Here is a 19,838-nt window from a genome sequence, read left to right on the forward strand (position 1 = left end):
TTAGTTAGACTAGCTTATTTAGTTAGACTAACTTAAGGAAGGTGAATGATGTGCGAAAAGCTACAATAACTGGATTGGGTAAATACCTCCCAGAAAAAGTAATGACAAATAAAGATCTGGAAAAAATTGTTGACACAGATGATGGTTGGATTAAAGCTAGAACCGGAATCGAAGAACGCAGAATAGCAGCTGATGATGAAACTGCATCTGATTTAGGAGTTAAAGCTGCTGAAGAAGCTTTAAAAAAAGCTGGGATTAAAGCTGAAGAATTAGACCTTATTATAGTAGCTACAATAACTCCTGATATGCCTTTTCCTGCTACAGCCTGTTTGATCCAGGATAGAATCGGGGCAAGTAATGCTGGAGCATTTGATTTAGAAGCAGCGTGTTCAGGTTTTGTTTATGGGATAAGTGTTGCCAGTAGTTTTATCGAATCAGGAATGTATGATAATATTATGGTTATAGGGACAGAAGTATTATCTAAAATAATAAACTGGGAAGATAGAGGAACCTGTATTTTGTTTGGTGACGGTGCAGGTGCAGCAGTTTTACAACCCACTGATAAAGGTGGTATACTTGCTTCTGATCTTGGTTCAGATGGATCAGGAGGAGACACATTATATATGCCGGGTGGAGGCTCACTTAAACCTGCTACACATGAGACTGTTGATAATAAAGAACATTATTTATATATGGAAGGTAATCAGGTATTTAAATTTGCAGTAAAAATAATGAGTAAAGCCTCACTAAAAGTTTTAAAGAAGGCAGGTCTTAGTACAGATGATGTCGACTTATTGATACCTCATCAGGCTAATACCAGAATCATTGCTTCATCTACAAAAAGATTAAAGCTTAAGCCAGAACAGGTTTTTGTTAATCTAGATAAATATGGGAATACATCTGCAGCCTCAGTTCCAATCGCTTTAGCTGAAGCTGAAGAACAGGGTTTAATTAAAAATGGAGATACTATAGTTTTGGTTGCTTTTGGGGGAGGATTAACCTGGGCATCTACAGTATTAGAGTGGAATGATCTAAAGTAAATAATTTTTAATTTAAAAATAAAATGTATATTTAAATAAGTAATAGTGAAAATATTAATAAAGTGGAGGTTTCAAAATGACTAATAATTTGGTATTTATGTTTTCAGGTCAGGGTTCCCAGTATGTTGGAATGGGAAAAGATCTTTATGATAATTATAGAGCTGCTGAAGAAGTTCTCAATAAAGCTGATAATTTAGTAGATTTTGACCTAAAAGATATAATTTTTAAGGGACCAAAAGAAACTTTAAATAATACTAAAAATACTCAGCCCGCTATTTACACTATCAGTGCTATGGTTAAGGCTGTTTTAGAAGAAGAAGGTATTAGAGCTTCTGCAGTGGCAGGTCATAGTTTAGGTGAATATTCTGCTCTTTATGCTGCTGGTGTTTTATCTTTTGCAGATGGACTTAAACTGGTGCGTAAAAGAGGAGAACTAATGGATAAAGCTGACCCAGAAGGTAAGGGAACTATGGCTGCTGTAATTGGTTTAGAAGACCAGATAGTAGAAGATATATGTGAGCAGGTTGACGGAATCTGTCAGGTTGCTAATTATAATTCTCCTGGTCAGGTTGTTATTTCTGGTGAGGTTGATGCTATAAAAAAAGCTGAAGAAATTTTAAATGAGCAGGGAGCAAAAAGGGTTATTCCTTTACAGGTTAGTGGGGCTTTTCATTCTCCATTAATGGAACCTGCAAAAGAGGAATTAAAAAAACTGATCGAAGAAATTGAATTTAAGGATGCAGAACTACCCCTATTAGCAAATGTTAGTGCTGATTATGTTAAAGATCGTCAGGATATAAAAGAGGTATTAATTAAACAGCTTGATAATAGTGTACGCTGGTCAGAGATAATCCAAAAGTTTAAAGAAGATGGTTATCAGGATTTTGTAGAATTAGGGCCAGGAAGAGTTTTAAAAGGGTTAATGAGAAGAATTGATCGTTCTTTAAATGCCTATAATGTTGAAGACAGCAAAAGTTTAAACAAGACATTAAAAAAACTAAAATAAATGCTAAAATTTTTTAGGAGGAATTTAATAATATGAATAAAAGAGTAGTAATTACTGGTGCAGGTGTTGTTCATGCCCTTGGTACTGAGGCAGATGAATTCTGGGAAAAAATAGCAGCAGGTGAATCAGGGGTAAGCAAGATCGAAAATTTTGATGCATCTGAGTTTCCAAGTCAGATCGCTGCTGAAATAAAAGATTTTGATCCAGGAAAGTATATTGACCGTAAGGAAGCTAAAAGAATGGCCCTTTACAGCCAGTATGCAATTGTATCATCTTTAAAAGCTCTTGAAGATGCAGATTTAGAATTAACAGATGATATTGCAGATAGAGCCGGTGTTATAATGGGTTCTGGTATTGGAGGAATAGAAGTTTTTGAAGAGCAGGTAGAAAAGTTACATAAAAGAGGTCCCCGCAGAATCAGTCCTTTTTTTATACCGATGATGATTGCTAACATGGCAGCAGGTAATGTTGCTATTTATGCAAATGCCAAAGGACCAAATATGAATACAGTAACTGCTTGTGCTTCAGGTACCTCCGCAATTGGAGAAGCATTTGAAACAATTAAAAGAGGTGCAGCAGATATTATGATTGCTGGAGGAACTGAGGCTGCAATTTCCCCTTCCGCATTAGCAGGATTTGGTAATATGAAAGCCCTATCTACCAGAAATGATGAACCTCAAAAAGCAAGTCGTCCCTTTGATAAAGATAGGGATGGATTTGTTATGGGTGAAGGTGCGGGAGTACTGATTTTGGAGGAATTAGAAACTGCTAAAGCTAGAGGAGCAAATATCCTGGCAGAAATTGTTGGTTATGGAGCTTCTGGTGATGCTTATCATATTACTTCTCCAGCTCCAGAAGGTGAGGGAGCATCAAGAGCTATGCTGGCTGCAATAGAACGTTCTGGTCTTGAGTTGACTGATATTGATTATATTAATGCTCATGGGACTTCAACCCCTTTAAATGACGAATATGAAAGTACAGCAATTAAAAATGTTTTTGGAGATCATGCTTATGATTTAACCGTTTCTTCTTCAAAATCTATGACAGGTCATCTACTTGGAGCTGCTGGTGGTGTGGAAGCCTTAATTACCACTATGGCAGTAAAAAATGACTTAGTTCCACCTACAATTAATTTTAATGAAGGTGGAGAAGGCTGTGACCTTAATTATCAGCCAAATCAAGCTGGCAAAAAGACCATTAAAGCTGCCTTAAGTAATTCTTTTGGTTTTGGAGGGCAAAACGCCTGTATTATCATTAAAAAATATCAGGATTAAAAAAATCAATAAATAAATAATTAATTGCCTGTCAGCTGAATAAGTTGACAGGTTTTATTTTAATTAATTTTATAATTACTTTTATCTCAACAATTAATTTGTCTCTAAATGATTGAAATTTCGCAACAAAAAATATATAATCAAAATGAAGTAAAAAATATATTTTGTTTTATCAGGAAGAAGGTATTCTAAAATATGAAAGTATATGCACTTGTAGGTGCCAGTGGGACCGGGAAAAGCCATAGGGCTGTTTTGCTGGCCAATAAATATCAGATACCCCTTATAGTTGATGATGGTCTTTTAATATATTCTGGTAAGATCATGGCAGGAAGTTCTGCCAAAAGGGAAGAAAGTAAAATGGGAGCAATCAGACGTGCTCTCTTTTTTGATGACAGACATGCAGAAGCAGTAAAATCTTCAATAAAAAAAATTAATGAAGATAAAATACTGCTGCTGGGAACTTCACTTGGAATGGTAGAAAGAATTGCCGAGCGACTGGATTTAGAAAAAATCGATAATTATATTGATATAAAAGATATTTCATCTCCAGAGGAGATAGAGAAAGCACTTGAAGTAAGAAATAAAAAAGGAAAACACGTTATTCCAGTACCAACAATCGAGGTTGAAGAAGAATTTACTGGTTATTTGCTCCATTCATTAGAACTTTTCTTTAAAAAGGATAATCGTACGGTAAGACATGAAAAAAGCATAGTAAGGCCGAGATTTAGCTTTTATGGAAATTTAAGTATTCATAATCGTGTTTTAGTAGATTTAATCAAGTATTTTTTAAAAAGAAAAAAAGAAGTTGGAAAATGTAAAAAAACTAGAATCGAAGAATTAAATAATTTTTTATATGTTGATATTTCAATTGAATTAATGTATGGAATTAATATACCTCGATATTTAAAACAGCTTCGTTATAATTTGCGGGAATATCTAGCAAACAGTACTGGAATAAATGTTAAAGAAATTAATATAGAGGTTTATACTCTTTTTTTGGAGAATGAAAGTTAATTAAGGGGGGATTTTATGCGCAAATATCATCAAAAAAAATTGGAGGCTGAGGCAATTTATCCATATCAGCCCTGGAAGATAACCGAGGAAGAATTTTTGGTAGAACACAATCATCATAATGAAGCAATTTTTGCTTTGGGTAATGGTTATATGGGGATTAGAGGTACTTTAGAAGAAGATTACCCTGCCAGTGAAAAAACTACAACTCCCGGATTTTATATTAATGGAGTTTATACAAGTGAAGAGATTATTTATGGAGAAAAGGCACCTAATTTACCTAAAGATGGTCAGACTATAATAAACCTGGCTGATTGGAGTGAAATAAATCTCTATATTAATGAGGAAAAACTTAATCTACTCAAAGGTAATTTAATTGACTATAAAAGAGAATTAGATCTTCAACACGGTGTATTGAAAAGAAAATTAATCTGGGAAGACCGAAAAGGGAGACAGGTTGAAGTTAAAATAATAAGACTTGTTTCTTTAAGTAGAGATCACATTGCAGCAATTAGATATGAGGTTACTCCACTTAACTTTTCTGGAAAAATCAGTATAAACTCAGCAATTAATGGGGATGTTAGTAATCACCATCATCTTCGAGACAAAAAAACTCTTGAAGGTTTAAAATCAGAGTTAGATGGAAATACAGGTATTTTATTACATAATGTTAAGAAAACTAATTTTAAAGTTGCCTATGTTGTTGAACATATTTTAAACGAAGATGCCGAGGAAAATTGTGAGATTAAAAGTAATTCTTTTAATGATAGAATTGACTGGGTATTTGAAGCAAATGCGACTAAAGGTAAAACCTGCAGGCTAGATAAAATTGTTGGTATTCATCACAGTAAAGAGGAAAAAGAAACTCCACTTAGTGATGCTAGAGCATCTGTTGCTAGAGCTGTAATATCCGGTTTTGATAAGCTAGTTCAGGAACAAACAGAATTCATGAGAGGATATTGGCGTGATACTGATGTTAAAATATCCGGGAATATGGCACTTCAACAGGCTTTTCGTTTTAATGCATTCCATATTCTTCAGGCAACAGGTAAAGATGGGATGACAAGTGTTGCTGCTAAAGGTCTAAGTGGAGAACATTATGAAGGTCATTATTTCTGGGATACTGAAAGCTATATCTTACCATTTTATGCTTTTCAGAGACCTGAAGTTGCCAGGAATTTATTGCTTTATCGTTATAACTGTTTAGCAGAAGCTAGAGAAAATGCTAAAAGAATGAAACTTGATGGAGTATTATTCCCCTGGAGAACTATAAATGGTAAAGAGGCATCCGGATTTTTTATGGGCTCAACTGTACAATATCATATTAATGCTGACATAGCTTATGCAGTAAATTTATATTATCAGGTTAGCAGAGACCAGGAGTTTATGCAAAATTATGGTCTGGAAATCTTGATTGAAACTGCCAGGATGTGGATTAGTTTTGGAAGTTATATTGCTGATCATGACAATAAGTTTTGCTTTAATGTAGTCTGTGGTCCAGATGAATATAAGCCCGGTGTTAATAATAATGCTTTTACAAATTATATGGCTAAATTTAACTTAAAAACTGCTGCAGAAATGGCAGAGATAATTAAAGCTAAAGCTCCTGAAAAATATAATAAATTACTAAATAAAATAGACTTCAGCCAGGAAGAACTAAATAAATTTAAAGAAATTGCTGAAGATATTTATTTACCATATGATGAAGAACTGGAAATAACTCCTCAAGATGATTCATTTTTAAGTAAAAATCCGATAGAAGTAGATAGTATACCTGAAGCAGAACTGCCTCTGGTTAAAAACTGGCATCCATTAATTATCTGGAGATATCAGGTTATTAAACAGGCAGATGTTATTTTATTAATGCTGCAGCTGGGTGATCAATTCAGCAGAGAACTAAAAACTAAAAACTATGATTATTATGAGCCTAAAACAACTCATGATTCTTCCTTATCACCGGCTATTTATAGTATTATAGCTTCAGAAATTGGCTATAAAAAACAATCATATAATTATTTTATCCAGACGGCCAGACTTGATCTTGATGATTATAATGAAAATGCCTATCAGGGTGTACATACTGCCTGTATGGGTGGGACATGGATGGCTTTAGTACAGGGATTTGCTGGAATGAGGATGTTTTCTGGTAAATTATATTTTCATCCTCATCTACCAGAAAAAATGGATGAATATCAATTTAGAATTCGTTTTAGAGGCAGCCAATTAGAAGTAACTGTTGATGAGCACGAGACAAATTATCTGCTAATTTCTGGCGATAAGATTGAATTTAAACATTATGACCAGTTAATTATTCTGGATAAAAATAATTTATCAAAAAAAGCAAGAAATGAAAAGTAGTATTTAGTTTATTTGAGCTTTAAATTTATATTTTAAGCAGGTGTAAAAATGGATTTTAAGCAAAAAATATATATCTTACTTGCTGGAGGAGTTTTCTTTTTATCTCTTTCAGGTATTTTAGTAAAAATTGCAACTTCTCCACCAATGATTACAGCTTTTTATCGTATGTTCTTTACTGTGCTGCTATTAACACCTTATTTTATAAAAAATCACCGCCACAAAGCAGCTTACTTTTTGGATTACCGACCCCTGCTGGTCGGTTTTCTGCTTGCAGTTCATTTTATACTCTGGATTACTTCAATTGAATATACTGATATTTCAAATTCGGTAATTTTTGTTGCTTTACAGCCTCTTTTTACTATTATTCTGGAGTTTTTGTTTGCGAAAGAAGATTTAAGACCAGGAGCCTTAATAGGGATTATTATGGCATTTATCGGGACTAGTATAATTAGTATCGGTGATTTTTACCATTTAGGAGATAAATTATTTGGTAACTTTCTTGCTTTATCAGCAGCATTATTTGCAGCCTCATATTTATTTATTGGGCGAGGAGTAAGAAAAAAACTAGATTATTTTCCCTATTTATTCATTCTTTATACTTATGCGGCTTTTTTCCTGGGGATAGGAGCTTACATTTTTGAGATCCCATTTTTTGGTCATGGAATAAATAATTATTTGATTTTATTGGCTCTGGCTGTTGGACCAACTTTAATTGGTCATTCTATATTAAATTATTCTGTTCGTTATCTACCGACTTCAATTGTTTCTTTATCTATTTTAGGTGAGCCAGTTTTAACTACTTTTTTAGCCTGGTTATTATTAAATGAACAGGTTCTTTTAACTACATTAATTGGAGGAGCTTTCATATTGGGTGGGATTTATTTAGCCTCAATCTATAATTATCGAAAAAGCAAAATGCAAAAAAAAGCTTTTTCTGCTAAAAAAAATAGTTAAATTAAAAATTTATCAGTTTCTGACTGGACATTTATAAATATTACATATAAAATAAAAAATGAGTTAAGTTTAAAAAGTTTATTGAGGGAGGGATAAAACTTGTTAAAAGAACTTGCGAATACTGTAAGAGGCTTATCAGCTGATATGGTTGAACAAGCTAATTCTGGTCATCCTGGAATGCCGATTGGCTGTGCAGATATAGGAGCTTTATTATTTGGAGAAGTTATGAATTTAGATGGTTCAAAACCAGACTGGCCAAATAGAGATCGTTTTGTATTATCTGCTGGACATGGTTCTGCCTTTCTTTATTCATTTTTGCATTTGAACGGATTTGACATTACAATGCAGGACTTAAAAGAATTTCGACAATTACACTCAAAAACTCCTGGTCATCCAGAATATGGAGAGACAGCTGGTGTAGAAACAACGACTGGACCTTTAGGACAGGGTTTTGCCAATTCAGTTGGTATGGCTGTTTCTGAAAAAATGCTGGCTGAAAAATTTAACACCGAGAAACACAAAATTATTGATCACTACACATATACTATCCTTGGTGATGGATGTATGATGGAAGGAATTACTTCAGAAGCTGCTTCTTTAGCAGGTCACCTTGGTTTAGAGAAATTAATTGCTATTTATGATGACAATAATATTTCTATTGCTGGTAAAACCGATTTAACTTTTAGTGAATCTCCAGCAGATAGGTTTAAATCCTTTGGCTGGCATGTAATCGAAGATGTTGATGGTCATAATATAGCTGAGGTCCGTCAGGCCATCAAAGAGGCAAAAGCAGAAAAAGATAAGCCAAGTTTAATTATGGCTCAAACTCACATTGCCTTTGGTGCCCCTACAAAACAAGATACTAGTGATTCTCATGGTGCTCCATTAGGTGAAGCTGAAATTAAAGGTTTAAAAGAAAAGTTTAATTTACCAGTTGATGAGAAATTTTATGTAGCAGAAAATGTCAAGGATTTTTCCCGTAAAAGAGCCTCAAAAATGCAGGATTTAAGATTGGAATGGGAAAAAGAATTTAATAAATGGGCCGTAGAAAACCCTGAACTTAAAAAAGAATGGGATCATGCGCAAGGATTAAGGTTGCCCATAGAATTAAAAGAAGAACTTACAGCACTTGATATTAAGACTCCAATAGCGACCAGAAAAGCAGCTGGAGCTGTTCTCAAAAAAGCAGCAGATATGATCCCATATTTAGTTGGAGGTTCTGCTGATCTTGCTCCATCAACTAAAACATATCTTGATGACTATGGAGAAATTCAAAAAGATAATTTTAAGGGTAGGAACTTTAGGTTTGGAGTTAGAGAACATGCTATGGGAGCTGTAGTTAATGGGATTTCCTTACATGGAGGTTTGCGTCCATTTGCAGCTACTTTCTTAGTCTTCTCCGATTATATGCGTCCTGCTATCAGGTTAGCTGCATTAATGAAACAGCCAGTAATTTATGTATTTACCCATGATTCTGTTTATGTAGGTGAAGATGGTCCTACCCATCAACCGGTAGAACATGTTGAAGCATTAAGAATTATTCCTGGCCTAAAAGTTTTAAGACCTGCTGATGCAGAAGAAGCAAAAGAAGCCTGGGTAGAAGCTTTAGAAACTAAAGATCAACCAACTGCCCTGATTTTAACAAGACAAAATCTTCCTCATATTGATAAGATAAATGGTTTAAAAGAATTTCATAAAGGTGGCTATTTTGTTAATGATCCAGAAAATGCTGATCTAATTATTTTTGCCAGTGGCAGTGAGGTTTCACTTGCTGTAGAAAGCAGTAAACAGCTTGCTAAAAAGGACATTAAAGCTGCAGTTATGTCTGTCCCGGAAAGAAAAAAACTTGAAAACTATCTTGTCCAACATAAGCTGCCAGATTTCAGTTTAAAAGTTGCTCTTGAAGCAGGAGTGGGAAGTGGCTGGTATAAATTAGTTGGTAGTGATGGTTTAGTTATCTCACTAGATCGTTTTGGTTTGAGTGGAAAAGGGCAGGAAGTAGCAGAAGAATTAGGTTTTAAAGCCGAAAAAGTAACTGAAAAAATCATGAAAGCAATTTAATAAACTATTGTTAAAGAAAGCTTAAAATTAAATATTCAATTCGGATTGAGATAATGAGTAAATCCGCCTGGAGCTAATGCTGCTCTAGGCGGTTTTTTACAATAGAAAAATATACCAATTTATTATAGCGATTAAAGCACCTAATAAAATACCTGCTAAGACCTCAAAAGGAGTATGGCCTATTAATTCTTTAAGATCTTCTTTAATTATTTCTTTATCATCACTAAAAGCTTTAGCTTCTAAATGTCGGATCAGATTATTTAATACATTAGCCTGTTGACCTACTGCCCGTCTGACACCACTGGCATCATAGGTAACTATCATTGCAAAAACTGCAACTATAGCAAAAAGATCAGAGTTAAAGCCATATTTCAAGCCGACCGAAAAAGCTAATGTAGAAACAAAAGACGAATGAGAACTGGGCATACCTCCTGAGGTAAAAAAGACATAAAAATTAAAGGGTTTGATAAAAAATATTTTCAGAAATTGAGCGATAAATAATGATAAAATAGAGATTGCAAGTAAGGACATTCTGAATCCCCCTTATATATATTTTGTTCTTTTATAACATTTTGTGTATAATGATATTAATCTTATAAATATATTTTAACTTATATGTAATATTGAATGCAAATAAAATCGAGGGAGGATAAATGTGGATCCTTATAGCTATATAAATTCTCTTTCACTTTTTGGGACAAAAGGTGGATATAATCCTGGTTTAAAAAGAATAAAAAAACTGCTTGCTTATCTTGGTAATCCTGAGCAAAATTTCAATGTAATTCATCTTGCTGGAACTAATGGCAAAGGTTCGACTGCAGCATTTATTGAAAATATTTATCGTCAGGCAGGATATAAAACTGCCCTTTATACATCACCTCATTTTTATCATTTTAATGAGAGAATAAAAGTTAATGGTAAAGCTGCCTCAACTTATTTATTAAAAGATTTAATAAAAGAACTCAAAAAGGCAGTGGAAAAACTTAAAAAAGATGGTTTTGGTGAAGCAAGTTTTTTTGAGGTTGTTACAGCACTGGCTTTTCTGTATTTTGAATTTCATCAGCCAGATATTGTTATTTTAGAAACAGGACTTGGCGGAAGGCTAGATGCGACAAATGTCATTAAAAAACCTCTTTTATCTATAATTACCACTATAGATATTGAGCATAGCAAATTGCTTGGTAATTCTCAATCAGAAATCGCTTATGAAAAAGCTGGTATTATTAAAGAAAATTCAAAAGTATTAACTGCAGTGACTTCTCAGGAAGCTTTAAGTGTTATTGAAAAAACTGCAGCTGAAAAATCAACTCAATTGATTAAATTAACTCAAAAATATGATAAAATAAAAAGCAGTGGTGGATTAAAGAAAAATTATTTATATTTTAGCAGCTCCAATAAAAAATATAAATATAAATTATCTCTTCTTGGAATGTATCAGGCTCAAAATGCTGCTCTTGCTCATTTGGCAGTAAATATCTTGAAATCTGAATTCCCTTTTAAAAAAGAAGATCTTCAAAAAGGCCTATCAACAGTTGTCTGGCCGGGAAGAATGCAAAAAATTTCTAAAAAACCTTTAACCATTCTCGATGGTGCTCATAATCCGGCAGCTGTTAAAGCACTTGCTGAAAGTCTTAAAACTGCAGCAGCTGAATTTAATAATATTCATCTTATATTTTCTGCTCTTAATGATAAAGATATTGTAAATATGTTGAGTTGTTTTTTGAATTTTAAGCCAAAAATTCAATTATATTTAGCAGAAAATAATTCTTTTAGAACATCTACTTTAGCAGAACTAGAAAAAACAGCAAAAAGTCTTAATTTTAAATATCAGTTATTTTCAAGTTTATCACAGGCAGCTGAAGAGGTTGTTAAAGTTAGCAAAAAAGATGATTTGATTTTAGCTGCAGGTTCTTTTAGTACGGTTTTTGAGTCTGGTATAACATTAATGACAAAAAAATTTTGAGGTGGCAGAAATGAAGAAAAATGAAAAAGGATTTTCTCTAGTAGTAGTAGTAATTTTTATGTCAATCGCTGCTTTATTTGTAGGTTATTTACTGGGAAGTTGGTTGATTACTTTTTTAGTAGATGATACTGAGGACGAAATTGCTCAAAATGAGGTTGAAGAAGTTCAGGAAGGCACTTTAAACGGTATATCTGATGACTTATTAGAAGATGAGTTCGTTGATGAACAGCCTGTAGATGATCCTCAAGCTGAGCCGGGAGAAACTATTGAAGAAACTCCAACTACTGAAGAATTTTCTGGGCAGTATGGTGTTCAGGTGGGAGCATTTGCTAACTATACTAGTGCACTTGCTCTAAAAAACGAATTAGAAGAATTGGGTTATGAAGTTTTTATAACCGATACAAGCCCACATCAAATTCAGGTTCATGGCTATGAGAGTAGAGAAGATGCGGAAGAGGCACAAAGCGAACTGGAGACTGAAGGTTATGAGGGATTCATAATACATCGTGAATAATTTCTTTAATACTGATTTGGTGTTGTTTTTAACTTATAATTAGTATATAATAATAAATGGTTTGCAATATATTTTGAATAAAAATGGATAAATTTATAAAAATTTAAAGGGGTGAAATTAAATAGTGAAAGCATTGACTTTTAAACAGGGGATACATCCTGCTTATAATAAAGAAATGACAAAGGATAAACCTCTGAAAAATGCAGAGCGACCTAAAGAGGTGCTGATACCGATCAAACAGCATATCGGAGCACCATTAGATTTATTAGTTAAAAAAGGTGATCAGGTTAATTTAGGTCAAAAAATTGCAGATAGTGAAAGTTTTGTCTGTGCACCGATTCATGCATCAGTTTCAGGTAAGGTAAAAGAGATTAGAAAAGTGACTGATCCTGGTGGAAATGCCGTTGATGCAATTGTAATTGAAGCTTCTGCTGAAAAAGATGAAAAATTGGTTTCAGACTTAGAAAAACATCAAAATCTTGATAATTTAAGTCCTGATGAGATCAGAAATATTGTTCGTGAAGCTGGTATTGTAGGCTTAGGTGGAGCTATGTTTCCTACCCATGTTAAACTTTCTGTGCCAGAGGATAAAAATGTTGAGTATGTTATCTTAAATGGTGCTGAATGTGAACCTTACTTAACTGTTGACCATAGAGTGATGGTTGAAAGACCTAATGCAATTGTTTTTGGTCTAAAAGCACTCATGAAAGCAGTTAATGCCGAAAAAGGCTTAATCGGGATTGAAGATAACAAAATGGAAGCAGTAGAGAGTATGCAGGATGCAGTTGCTGATGAAGACAATATAGAAATAAAGATCGTTGAGACAAAGTATCCTCAGGGTGGAGAAAAAATGTTAATTGAAGCCCTTTTGGATAGAGAGGTTCCTGTTGGAGGATTACCACTTGATATTGAAGTAGTAGTAAATAATACTTCAACAGCTGCAGCAGTTGCAGATGCGATTCGTGAGGGAAAACCATTAATTGACCGATCAATTTCTATAACTGGAAGGGGTATAGAATCTCCCTGTAATTTAATTTATAGAATTGGTACGAAATTATCTGATTTAGTTGAACAGGCTGGTGGTTTAAAAGAAGATGCAGTAAAGGTTATAGCTGGTGGTCCGATGATGGGAGCTGCCCAAAAAAATCTTGATGTCCCTGCAGTTAAAGGAACATCAGGTCTTTTAGTGTTTGTAGCTGATGAAGTAGAAGAGTTTGATCCAGATCCATGTATTAACTGTGCTAAATGTGTTGATCACTGTCCAATGTATTTAATGCCAACTACTTTAGTTAGATATGCTAAAAACAATATGGTTGAAAAACTAGAAGAATATCAAATTCTAAATTGTATTGAATGTGGTTCTTGTTCTTATGTTTGTCCATCAAAAATACCGCTTGTTCATTATCTGAGACTGGGAAAATCTCAGGCAATGGCTAAAAGGCGAGAAGAGAAATAAGGAGTGTTAAGATGAATAGTGCAGAATTACTAGTAACATCCTCTCCCCATGTTAGGTGTGAGGATTCAGTACCTAAGATAATGTGGTCAGTAGTAATTGCTCTGCTGCCGGCATTTTTTGCCTCTGTATATTTTTTCAGTGCTAGAGCAATTTCAATTGTTTTAGCAGGAATAGCTGGTGCTGTAATAAGTGAGTACATATTTCAAAAGGCACGAGGCAAAAAAATTACAATCAAAGATGGTAGTGCAGTTGTAACAGGCTTACTTTTAGCTTTAACTCTGCCTCCAACCATACCTCTCTGGGCTACTTTTTTAGGTGGAGTAGTGGCCATAGTTTTAGGTAAACAGGTTTTTGGAGGGATCGGACATAACCCTTTTAACCCGGCTTTAATTGGTAGGGCATTTTTGGTAGCTGCTTACCCGGTATTAATGACCGATTGGGCAGTAGATGGTGTTTCTACGGCAACTCCACTTGCTTTAATGAAATCAGATGGAGTTGCTACTGATACATGGAGGCTTTTTGTTGGCCAAATTGGTGGTTCACTTGGTGAGACATCTGCTTTAGCATTACTTTTAGGATTTTCATTTTTATTATATAAAGGTTATGTAAACTGGAGAATACCTCTTTCCATGATATCTACAGTATTTTTAATGACTTTCATTTTTGGTCAAAATCCAGTATTCCATATTTTTGCTGGTGGTTTAATGATAGGTGCTTTATATATGGCAACTGACATGGTATCAAGTCCAACCACAAAATTAGGTCGTTATATATTTGGTATTGGTGCCGGTATTATCGTTGTAGTAATTAGACTCTGGGGTGGCTATGCAGAAGGTGTATTATTTGCCATCTTATTGATGAATGCAGCAGTACCTTTAATTAATAGATACACAAGACCTCGCAGTTTGGGAGAGGTGAAATAAATGGAAAAGAATAGCAATTTAAGGCTGGTTATAACTTTAGTAACGATTGGACTTGTTTCAGCTTTTGTTCTAACCTTTGTTTATCAGTGGACTACTCCATATATAGAAGCAAATCAGGCTGAAATAAGAAGAAGAGCTATTAATGAAGTTCTGCCAGGTGCTGAAGAAATTGAAGAGATTGATATTGATGGAGATATATTTTATAAAGCTTATGATCAAGATAACCGCAAGATAGGTGTTGCTACTCAGCATTCTGGAGCAGGTTATAATGGTATGATCGATGTTATGGTAGGAGTGGATATTGAAGAGCAAAAAGTATTAAATATCAGTATTGTAGAACATGAAGAAACTCCTGGATTGGGTGCTAGAATTACTGAAGAAGAATATAGACGTCATTTCCAGGAAAAACCATTTGGTGATTATCAGGCTGTAAGTACTGAGCCAACTGATCCGATGGAAGTGCAGATCATTGCTGGTGCTACAATTTCTTCAGAGGCAGTAATGAAAATTGTAGAAAATGCTGTTGATAAAATAAATACTGTTTATGGAGGGAGATAATGATGGCCGAAAAAGCAAAAAGTTTATTTCATATATTCAAAAATGGGCTCTGGAAAGAAAACCCCGTCATGGTATTAGTTATCGGTATGTGTCCGACCCTTGCTGTAACCAATACTGGTGCAAATGGATTTGCAATGGGAATTGCTACAGCTTTTGTGCTTATTTCTTCAGAGATTGTAATCTCTATAATTAAAAATTTAATTCCGAGTAATGTTAGAATTCCTAGTTTTATTTTAATTATTGCTACCTTTGTAACTTTTACAGATTATTTTGTAAAAGCATTTTTTCCAACTATTGCAGCATCTTTAAGTATCTTTATTCCTCTAATCGTAGTAAACTGCTTGATTTTAGGACGTCAGGAAGCTTTTGCCTCTAAAAACCCTACTCATAAAGCAATTGCAGATTCAATAGGTATGAGTATTGGTTTTACCTGGGTATTAACTCTTCTGGGTATTATAAGAGAATTTTTTGGAATGGGATCAATTTTTGGTCTGCAGTTATTAGGTGAATGGTATAGACCGATGGTTATTATGTTGCTTCCTGGTGGAGCATTTCTAACATTAGGTTTAATGGTTGGTATTTATAATCATGTTAGCAGGGAGGGTTAAATAATGGAAGAATTTTCTCAGATATTACTTTTATTTATCAGTACCATTTTAGTTAATAATTTTATTTTAGTTAGATTTTTAGGGATATGTCCATTTTTAGGTGTCTCTAAACAGATCGAAACAGCTTTTAGTATGGGATTAGCTACGACCTTTGTTATGACTCTAACTGCTGGAGCAACATGGTTAATAAATACATATATCCTTGAAGCATTTAATTTGCCATTTCTACAGTATGTATCATTTATTATTGTTATTGCTTCATTAGTTCAGTTTGTAGAAATGTTTATTAAAAAAACCAGCCCTGTCTTATACAAAGCACTTGGAATTTTCCTGCCCCTAATTACTACTAATTGTGCAATCATGGGACTGGCATTATTAATCCCACTCAATAATTATAGCTTTATTGCAAGTATAGTATTTGGTTTTGGTGCAGGTGTTGGTTTTACCCTGGCGATCGTTTTGATGGCAGGATTAAGAGAAAACTTAGAATTTGGCGATGTACCAGAAGCCTTACAGGGAGTGCCAATCACCTTAATGATTGCAGGTATTTTGGCATTATCTTTTATGGGTTTTGCTGGTATGATCGCAATGTAGTGGAGGTGGCAGAGAAATAAATGAATTCAATATATTTTTACTCAATGATTAGTATGGGTGGTATTGCAGCCTTGCTTGCAGGAGGACTCGGTTTTGCTGCAAATCACTTCCATGTAGAAAAAGATCCTAGAGTTGCTAAGATTGAAGACACATTACCTGGTGCAAATTGTGGTGCTTGTGGTTATGCTGGTTGTGAAAGTTTTGCAGAAGCGGTTGCTAAAGGGAATGCCCCGGTCGGTGGTTGTCCGGTTGGTGGAGACAGCGTTTCCAGTGAAATTGCTGATATAATGGGCTCTGAAAATGAAAGTTCAGAAAAAGTAGTTGCTGAACTTTTATGTGGTGGAGGATTAAAAGAAACCAAAAAATCAGGCAGTTATGATGGTATAAAAACCTGTAAAGCAGCTAATCAGGTAAATGGTGGAGTTAAAGTTTGCCAGTACAGTTGTATGGGTTTTGGAGATTGTAAGGTAATTTGTCCTTTTGATGCCATAATAATGAATGATAATGGTTTACCAGAGATTGATCCAGATGTATGTACTGGATGTGGCAAATGTATTGAGGAATGTCCAAGAAATATTTTGCTTTTAGCTCCCTATAAATCAAAAAACCATATTAGATGTTCATCTCATAATATAGGTAAAATTGTCCGTAAAACATGTGAAGTTGGCTGTATAGCCTGTAGTCTTTGTGTTAAAGCATGTCCGGTTGATGCAATAGAAATGAAAGATAATCTGGCCGTTATTGATTATGAAAAATGCGTTGACTGTGGTATCTGTGCTGAAAAGTGCCCTACAGGAACGATAGAATTTCAGGGGGAGAGAATTAAAAATGTTGAAATTAATGATAATTGTGTCGGTTGTACTCTCTGTGCTAAAGCATGTCCGGTTGATGCAGTCGAGGGTGAAATCAAAAAACTTCATAAAATAGATCAAAATCTTTGTATTCAGTGTGGTCTCTGTTATGAAGCTTGTAATGTTGATGCTGTTGATCTTTTCTATGAGTCAGATCTAGATTAAATATCACCTTATTATTGTTAAAGATATTTCTTGATTAAAATATAATATAAGTTAATAATTATTAAACCCGGCCAGCAAAGGTCGGGTTTTCTTTATGTTTGCCTGGCATGGATATTTGCTAGTCAGTGAAAGTCTGATGTGGGGGTCAATAGTGCCAACCACTAGCTGAAGACAAGGGTGTCCACCGTGAGGTGGAATCTGAAGGAAGTTGGAGGCAAAGCTTCGGTCTGAGGAATACGAACTGTATAAAAAAGGCACAATCTTGTGGGTAAGTTTGCATAACAAAACAAAGCCCAAAACTATTCGAGACGGGAAGTGTAAATACAGCAGATAGATGTAGTGAAAGCAAATATTCTTAACCAGGGAAGGTCTGACAGTAGATTGTGGTGATGAATTTCTAAGCAATAAACTCTGCAGTAATGCAAGAGTTGAACTGTCAGAATGCAGCAGAGGTCATAGTAGATTGGTGGATATATACACTAATTGAAGGATGAAACATTAGGAGGTTTCTTAAATTTGAACAACTCGACGGAAACACATAGAAAGCAGACAACTTCATATGAAGGCTGCTCTCAGGAGAAAAGGCTGGAAGCTGGAAGTAATGAGAGAGTGCAGAGTGTTTCTGCGGCGTTGCCGAAGGAAAGAAACGGTGAAAAGGCAGACTCCAGTAATCTGATGGAGAAAATTCTTGCAGCTCCAAACCTGAATAAGGCATATAAAAGAGTTGTAGGAAATAAAGGCAGCCATGGTATTGATGGGATGAGTGTAGATGAACTTCTACCCCACCTTAAAAGAAACGGCAGTCAACTTCTGAAAGATATACTGGAAGGTAATTACAAACCACAGGCAGTAAGAAGGGTAGAAATACCTAAGCCTGGTGGTGGAGTAAGACTACTTGGTATTCCAACAGTAATAGATAGAATGATTCAACAGGCAATAACACAACAGCTGACGCCAATATTTGATCCGGGATTTTCAGAGTACAGTTACGGATTCAGACCTGGAAGAAATGCACACCAGGCGGTAAATAAAGCCAGGGAATATATAAATGACGGTTATACATGGGTGGTCGATATAGACCTTGAAAAGTATTTCGATACTGTTCAACATGATAAACTGATGTCTTTAGTAGCCAGGAAAGTGCAGGATAAGAGGGTGCTGAAGTTAATAAGAGCTTACCTTAACTCAGGAGTAATGATTGATGGTGTAATCAGTAAAGATGATAAAGGTTGCCCCCAGGGCGGCCCGTTAAGTCCGCTGCTCAGCAACATAATGCTGGATGAACTGGATAAAGAACTGGAGAAACGCAATCATAAATTCTGTCGCTACGCTGATGATAGTCAGATCTATGTCAGAAGCAGAAAAGCGGCCAAGAGAGTTATGGAAAGCATAACTGTATTTGTTGAAAAGAAACTCAAACTTAAAGTCAATGCAAGGAAAAGTGCAGTCGGCAGACCCTGGAGAAGAAAATTCTTAGGGTTTTCATTCTATAGTAGGAAAGGTGAAGTAAGGGTTAGAATCCACCCGAAATCGATTAAGAAAATTAAAGGAAAGATAAAAGCACTCACATCAAGGAGTAAGCCATGGACAATGAAATATCGTTTTAAGAAATTAAAACAGATAATCACAGGCTGGGTCAGCTACTATAAAATAGCTGATATGAAAAGAAAGATGAGGGAACTTGACCAGTGGGCAAGACGAAGAATAAGAATGTGCTACTGGAAGAGGTGGAAGAAAATTAGAACCCGCTTTAAGATGCTCAGGAAACTGGGTATCAAAGAAGCTAAGGCATGGAAATATGCTAACACAAGGAAAGGCTACTGGAGAATATCCAATAGCCCAATACTTGCAAGAACCTTTACCAACCAGTTATTAAAGAAACTGGGATACTTCAGTTTTACGGAAAGATATGCACAAGCAACTAATACTTAATGAACCGCCCAGTACCGAACGGTACGCTGCGGTGGTGTGAGAGGACGGAAAATAAATTAATTATTTTCCTCCTACTCGATTTCTGATAGTGTGGACATAAGCATTGAAAGATGTTAAAATATATAGTAATGATAGGAAAAAGAAATTAGTGGTGAATTATTTTGAGAATACTTGATATAACAACAATTTATGATAAAATACTTATAATAATTGTTATAATAGCCAGTTTAATTATGATGGTTATACCTTTTTATTATTATAGAACAACTGAAGGTGATGAATTATATTTGATCGTTCAGCAGGACAACGAAATTATCAGGGAAGTACCAATAGCTGATAGTTATGAAAGCCCAATTCACTTTACAGTAGATGGTCCAATTGGAACTCACCATATAGAGATTATCCAGGGTAGGGTTAGGGTCAAAGAAGCTCCACCTGATGACCCTCTAAAAATATGTGAAAAAACAGGCTGGATAGATAGGAAAGGGCCTGTTATTATTTGTGTTCCAAATCGTTTAAGCCTTTGGATTGAGAGTACTAACTCTGATATAGATGGGATGAGTTGGTAAA

18 protein-coding genes are annotated in these 19,838 nt (G+C 34.8%); 17 read left to right on the top strand and 1 reads right to left on the bottom strand.

Features of this window, described 5'->3' with window-relative positions; genetic code table 11:
- Window positions 1-50 precede the first annotated feature (50 nt).
- The 7 genes from HALSA_RS05575 (at window position 51) to tkt (ending at window position 9,704) form a co-directional block, all read left to right on the top strand.
- Window positions 51-1,040, top strand: coding sequence for a beta-ketoacyl-ACP synthase III (locus HALSA_RS05575; RefSeq protein WP_013405620.1), 990 nt, complete (start codon window positions 51-53; stop codon window positions 1,038-1,040).
- A gap of 76 nt (window positions 1,041-1,116) precedes the next feature.
- Window positions 1,117-2,046, top strand: a complete 930-nt coding sequence (gene fabD, locus HALSA_RS05580; protein WP_013405621.1) for an ACP S-malonyltransferase — start codon at window positions 1,117-1,119, stop codon at window positions 2,044-2,046.
- A gap of 32 nt (window positions 2,047-2,078) precedes the next feature.
- A complete protein-coding gene (fabF, locus tag HALSA_RS05585; protein ID WP_013405622.1) occupies window positions 2,079-3,320 on the top strand; it encodes a beta-ketoacyl-ACP synthase II in 1,242 nt (413 codons plus the stop codon).
- Between the two features lie 195 nt (window positions 3,321-3,515).
- Window positions 3,516-4,334, top strand: coding sequence for an Asp23/Gls24 family envelope stress response protein (locus HALSA_RS05590; RefSeq protein ID WP_013405623.1), 819 nt, complete (start codon window positions 3,516-3,518; stop codon window positions 4,332-4,334).
- Window positions 4,335-4,349: 15 nt separating this feature from the next.
- On the top strand, window positions 4,350-6,689 hold the full coding sequence (locus tag HALSA_RS05595) for a glycoside hydrolase family 65 protein (protein ID WP_013405624.1): 2,340 nt from the start codon (window positions 4,350-4,352) through the stop codon (window positions 6,687-6,689).
- 48 nt (window positions 6,690-6,737) lie between these two features.
- Window positions 6,738-7,643: a DMT family transporter gene (locus HALSA_RS05600; RefSeq protein ID WP_013405625.1), complete on the top strand. Its 906-nt coding sequence runs from the start codon at window positions 6,738-6,740 to the stop codon at window positions 7,641-7,643.
- 99 nt (window positions 7,644-7,742) lie between these two features.
- Complete coding sequence (tkt, locus tag HALSA_RS05605) at window positions 7,743-9,704, top strand: transketolase (RefSeq protein WP_013405626.1); 1,962 nt, start codon at window positions 7,743-7,745, stop codon at window positions 9,702-9,704.
- 96 nt (window positions 9,705-9,800) lie between these two features.
- On the opposite strand, the gene HALSA_RS05610 is transcribed toward tkt, so the two are convergent.
- Window positions 9,801-10,235 (bottom strand): divergent PAP2 family protein, encoded by a 435-nt coding sequence (locus HALSA_RS05610; protein ID WP_013405627.1) that lies wholly within the window; start codon window positions 10,233-10,235, stop codon window positions 9,801-9,803.
- A gap of 124 nt (window positions 10,236-10,359) precedes the next feature.
- Between HALSA_RS05610 and HALSA_RS05615 the strand changes: the two genes are divergently transcribed.
- The 10 genes from HALSA_RS05615 (at window position 10,360) to HALSA_RS05660 (ending at window position 19,837) form a co-directional block, all read left to right on the top strand.
- On the top strand, window positions 10,360-11,667 hold the full coding sequence (locus HALSA_RS05615) for a bifunctional folylpolyglutamate synthase/dihydrofolate synthase (RefSeq protein ID WP_013405628.1): 1,308 nt from the start codon (window positions 10,360-10,362) through the stop codon (window positions 11,665-11,667).
- A 10-nt stretch (window positions 11,668-11,677) separates the two neighbouring features.
- Window positions 11,678-12,181, top strand: a complete 504-nt coding sequence (locus tag HALSA_RS05620; protein ID WP_013405629.1) for an SPOR domain-containing protein — start codon at window positions 11,678-11,680, stop codon at window positions 12,179-12,181.
- A 124-nt stretch (window positions 12,182-12,305) separates the two neighbouring features.
- A complete protein-coding gene (rsxC, locus tag HALSA_RS05625; RefSeq protein ID WP_013405630.1) occupies window positions 12,306-13,637 on the top strand; it encodes an electron transport complex subunit RsxC in 1,332 nt (443 codons plus the stop codon).
- Window positions 13,638-13,648: 11 nt separating this feature from the next.
- On the top strand, window positions 13,649-14,560 hold the full coding sequence (locus HALSA_RS05630) for an RnfABCDGE type electron transport complex subunit D (protein WP_013405631.1): 912 nt from the start codon (window positions 13,649-13,651) through the stop codon (window positions 14,558-14,560).
- Window positions 14,561-15,118 (top strand): RnfABCDGE type electron transport complex subunit G, encoded by a 558-nt coding sequence (locus HALSA_RS05635; protein WP_013405632.1) that lies wholly within the window; start codon window positions 14,561-14,563, stop codon window positions 15,116-15,118.
- Window positions 15,118-15,726 (top strand): electron transport complex subunit RsxE, encoded by a 609-nt coding sequence (gene rsxE, locus HALSA_RS05640; protein WP_013405633.1) that lies wholly within the window; start codon window positions 15,118-15,120, stop codon window positions 15,724-15,726. The genes HALSA_RS05635 and rsxE overlap by 1 nt, the downstream gene beginning before the upstream one ends.
- Window positions 15,727-15,729: 3 nt before the next feature.
- The gene (gene rsxA / locus HALSA_RS05645) at window positions 15,730-16,320 is read left to right on the top strand and encodes an electron transport complex subunit RsxA (protein ID WP_013405634.1); all 591 of its coding nucleotides are present in this window, start codon (window positions 15,730-15,732) and stop codon (window positions 16,318-16,320) included.
- Window positions 16,321-16,340: 20 nt separating this feature from the next.
- Window positions 16,341-17,336: an RnfABCDGE type electron transport complex subunit B gene (locus HALSA_RS05650; protein ID WP_013405635.1), complete on the top strand. Its 996-nt coding sequence runs from the start codon at window positions 16,341-16,343 to the stop codon at window positions 17,334-17,336.
- Between the two features lie 516 nt (window positions 17,337-17,852).
- Window positions 17,853-19,268: a group II intron reverse transcriptase/maturase gene (ltrA, locus tag HALSA_RS05655; protein ID WP_013405636.1), complete on the top strand. Its 1,416-nt coding sequence runs from the start codon at window positions 17,853-17,855 to the stop codon at window positions 19,266-19,268.
- Between the two features lie 161 nt (window positions 19,269-19,429).
- On the top strand, window positions 19,430-19,837 hold the full coding sequence (locus HALSA_RS05660) for a NusG domain II-containing protein (protein ID WP_013405637.1): 408 nt from the start codon (window positions 19,430-19,432) through the stop codon (window positions 19,835-19,837).
- Window position 19,838: the final 1 nt, after the last annotated feature.

This window comes from Halanaerobium hydrogeniformans (genome assembly GCF_000166415.1).
Classification (GTDB): domain Bacteria; phylum Bacillota; class Halanaerobiia; order Halanaerobiales; family Halanaerobiaceae; genus Halanaerobium; species Halanaerobium hydrogeniformans.

Bases quoted from the DNA above. Each gene is read 5' to 3' on its own strand.
- fabD (WP_013405621.1), top strand. From the start codon at position 1,117: ATGACTAATAATTTGGTATTTATGTTTTCAGGTCAGGGTTCCCAGTAT.
- fabF (WP_013405622.1), top strand. From the start codon at position 2,079: ATGAATAAAAGAGTAGTAATTACTGGTGCAGGTGTTGTTCATGCCCTT.
- HALSA_RS05590 (WP_013405623.1), top strand. From the start codon at position 3,516: ATGAAAGTATATGCACTTGTAGGTGCCAGTGGGACCGGGAAAAGCCAT.
- HALSA_RS05595 (WP_013405624.1), top strand. From the start codon at position 4,350: ATGCGCAAATATCATCAAAAAAAATTGGAGGCTGAGGCAATTTATCCA.
- HALSA_RS05600 (WP_013405625.1), top strand. From the start codon at position 6,738: ATGGATTTTAAGCAAAAAATATATATCTTACTTGCTGGAGGAGTTTTC.
- HALSA_RS05610 (WP_013405627.1), bottom strand. From the start codon at position 10,235: ATGTCCTTACTTGCAATCTCTATTTTATCATTATTTATCGCTCAATTT.
- HALSA_RS05620 (WP_013405629.1), top strand. From the start codon at position 11,678: ATGAAGAAAAATGAAAAAGGATTTTCTCTAGTAGTAGTAGTAATTTTT.
- HALSA_RS05630 (WP_013405631.1), top strand. From the start codon at position 13,649: ATGAATAGTGCAGAATTACTAGTAACATCCTCTCCCCATGTTAGGTGT.
- HALSA_RS05635 (WP_013405632.1), top strand. From the start codon at position 14,561: ATGGAAAAGAATAGCAATTTAAGGCTGGTTATAACTTTAGTAACGATT.
- rsxE (WP_013405633.1), top strand. From the start codon at position 15,118: ATGATGGCCGAAAAAGCAAAAAGTTTATTTCATATATTCAAAAATGGG.
- rsxA (WP_013405634.1), top strand. From the start codon at position 15,730: ATGGAAGAATTTTCTCAGATATTACTTTTATTTATCAGTACCATTTTA.
- HALSA_RS05650 (WP_013405635.1), top strand. From the start codon at position 16,341: ATGAATTCAATATATTTTTACTCAATGATTAGTATGGGTGGTATTGCA.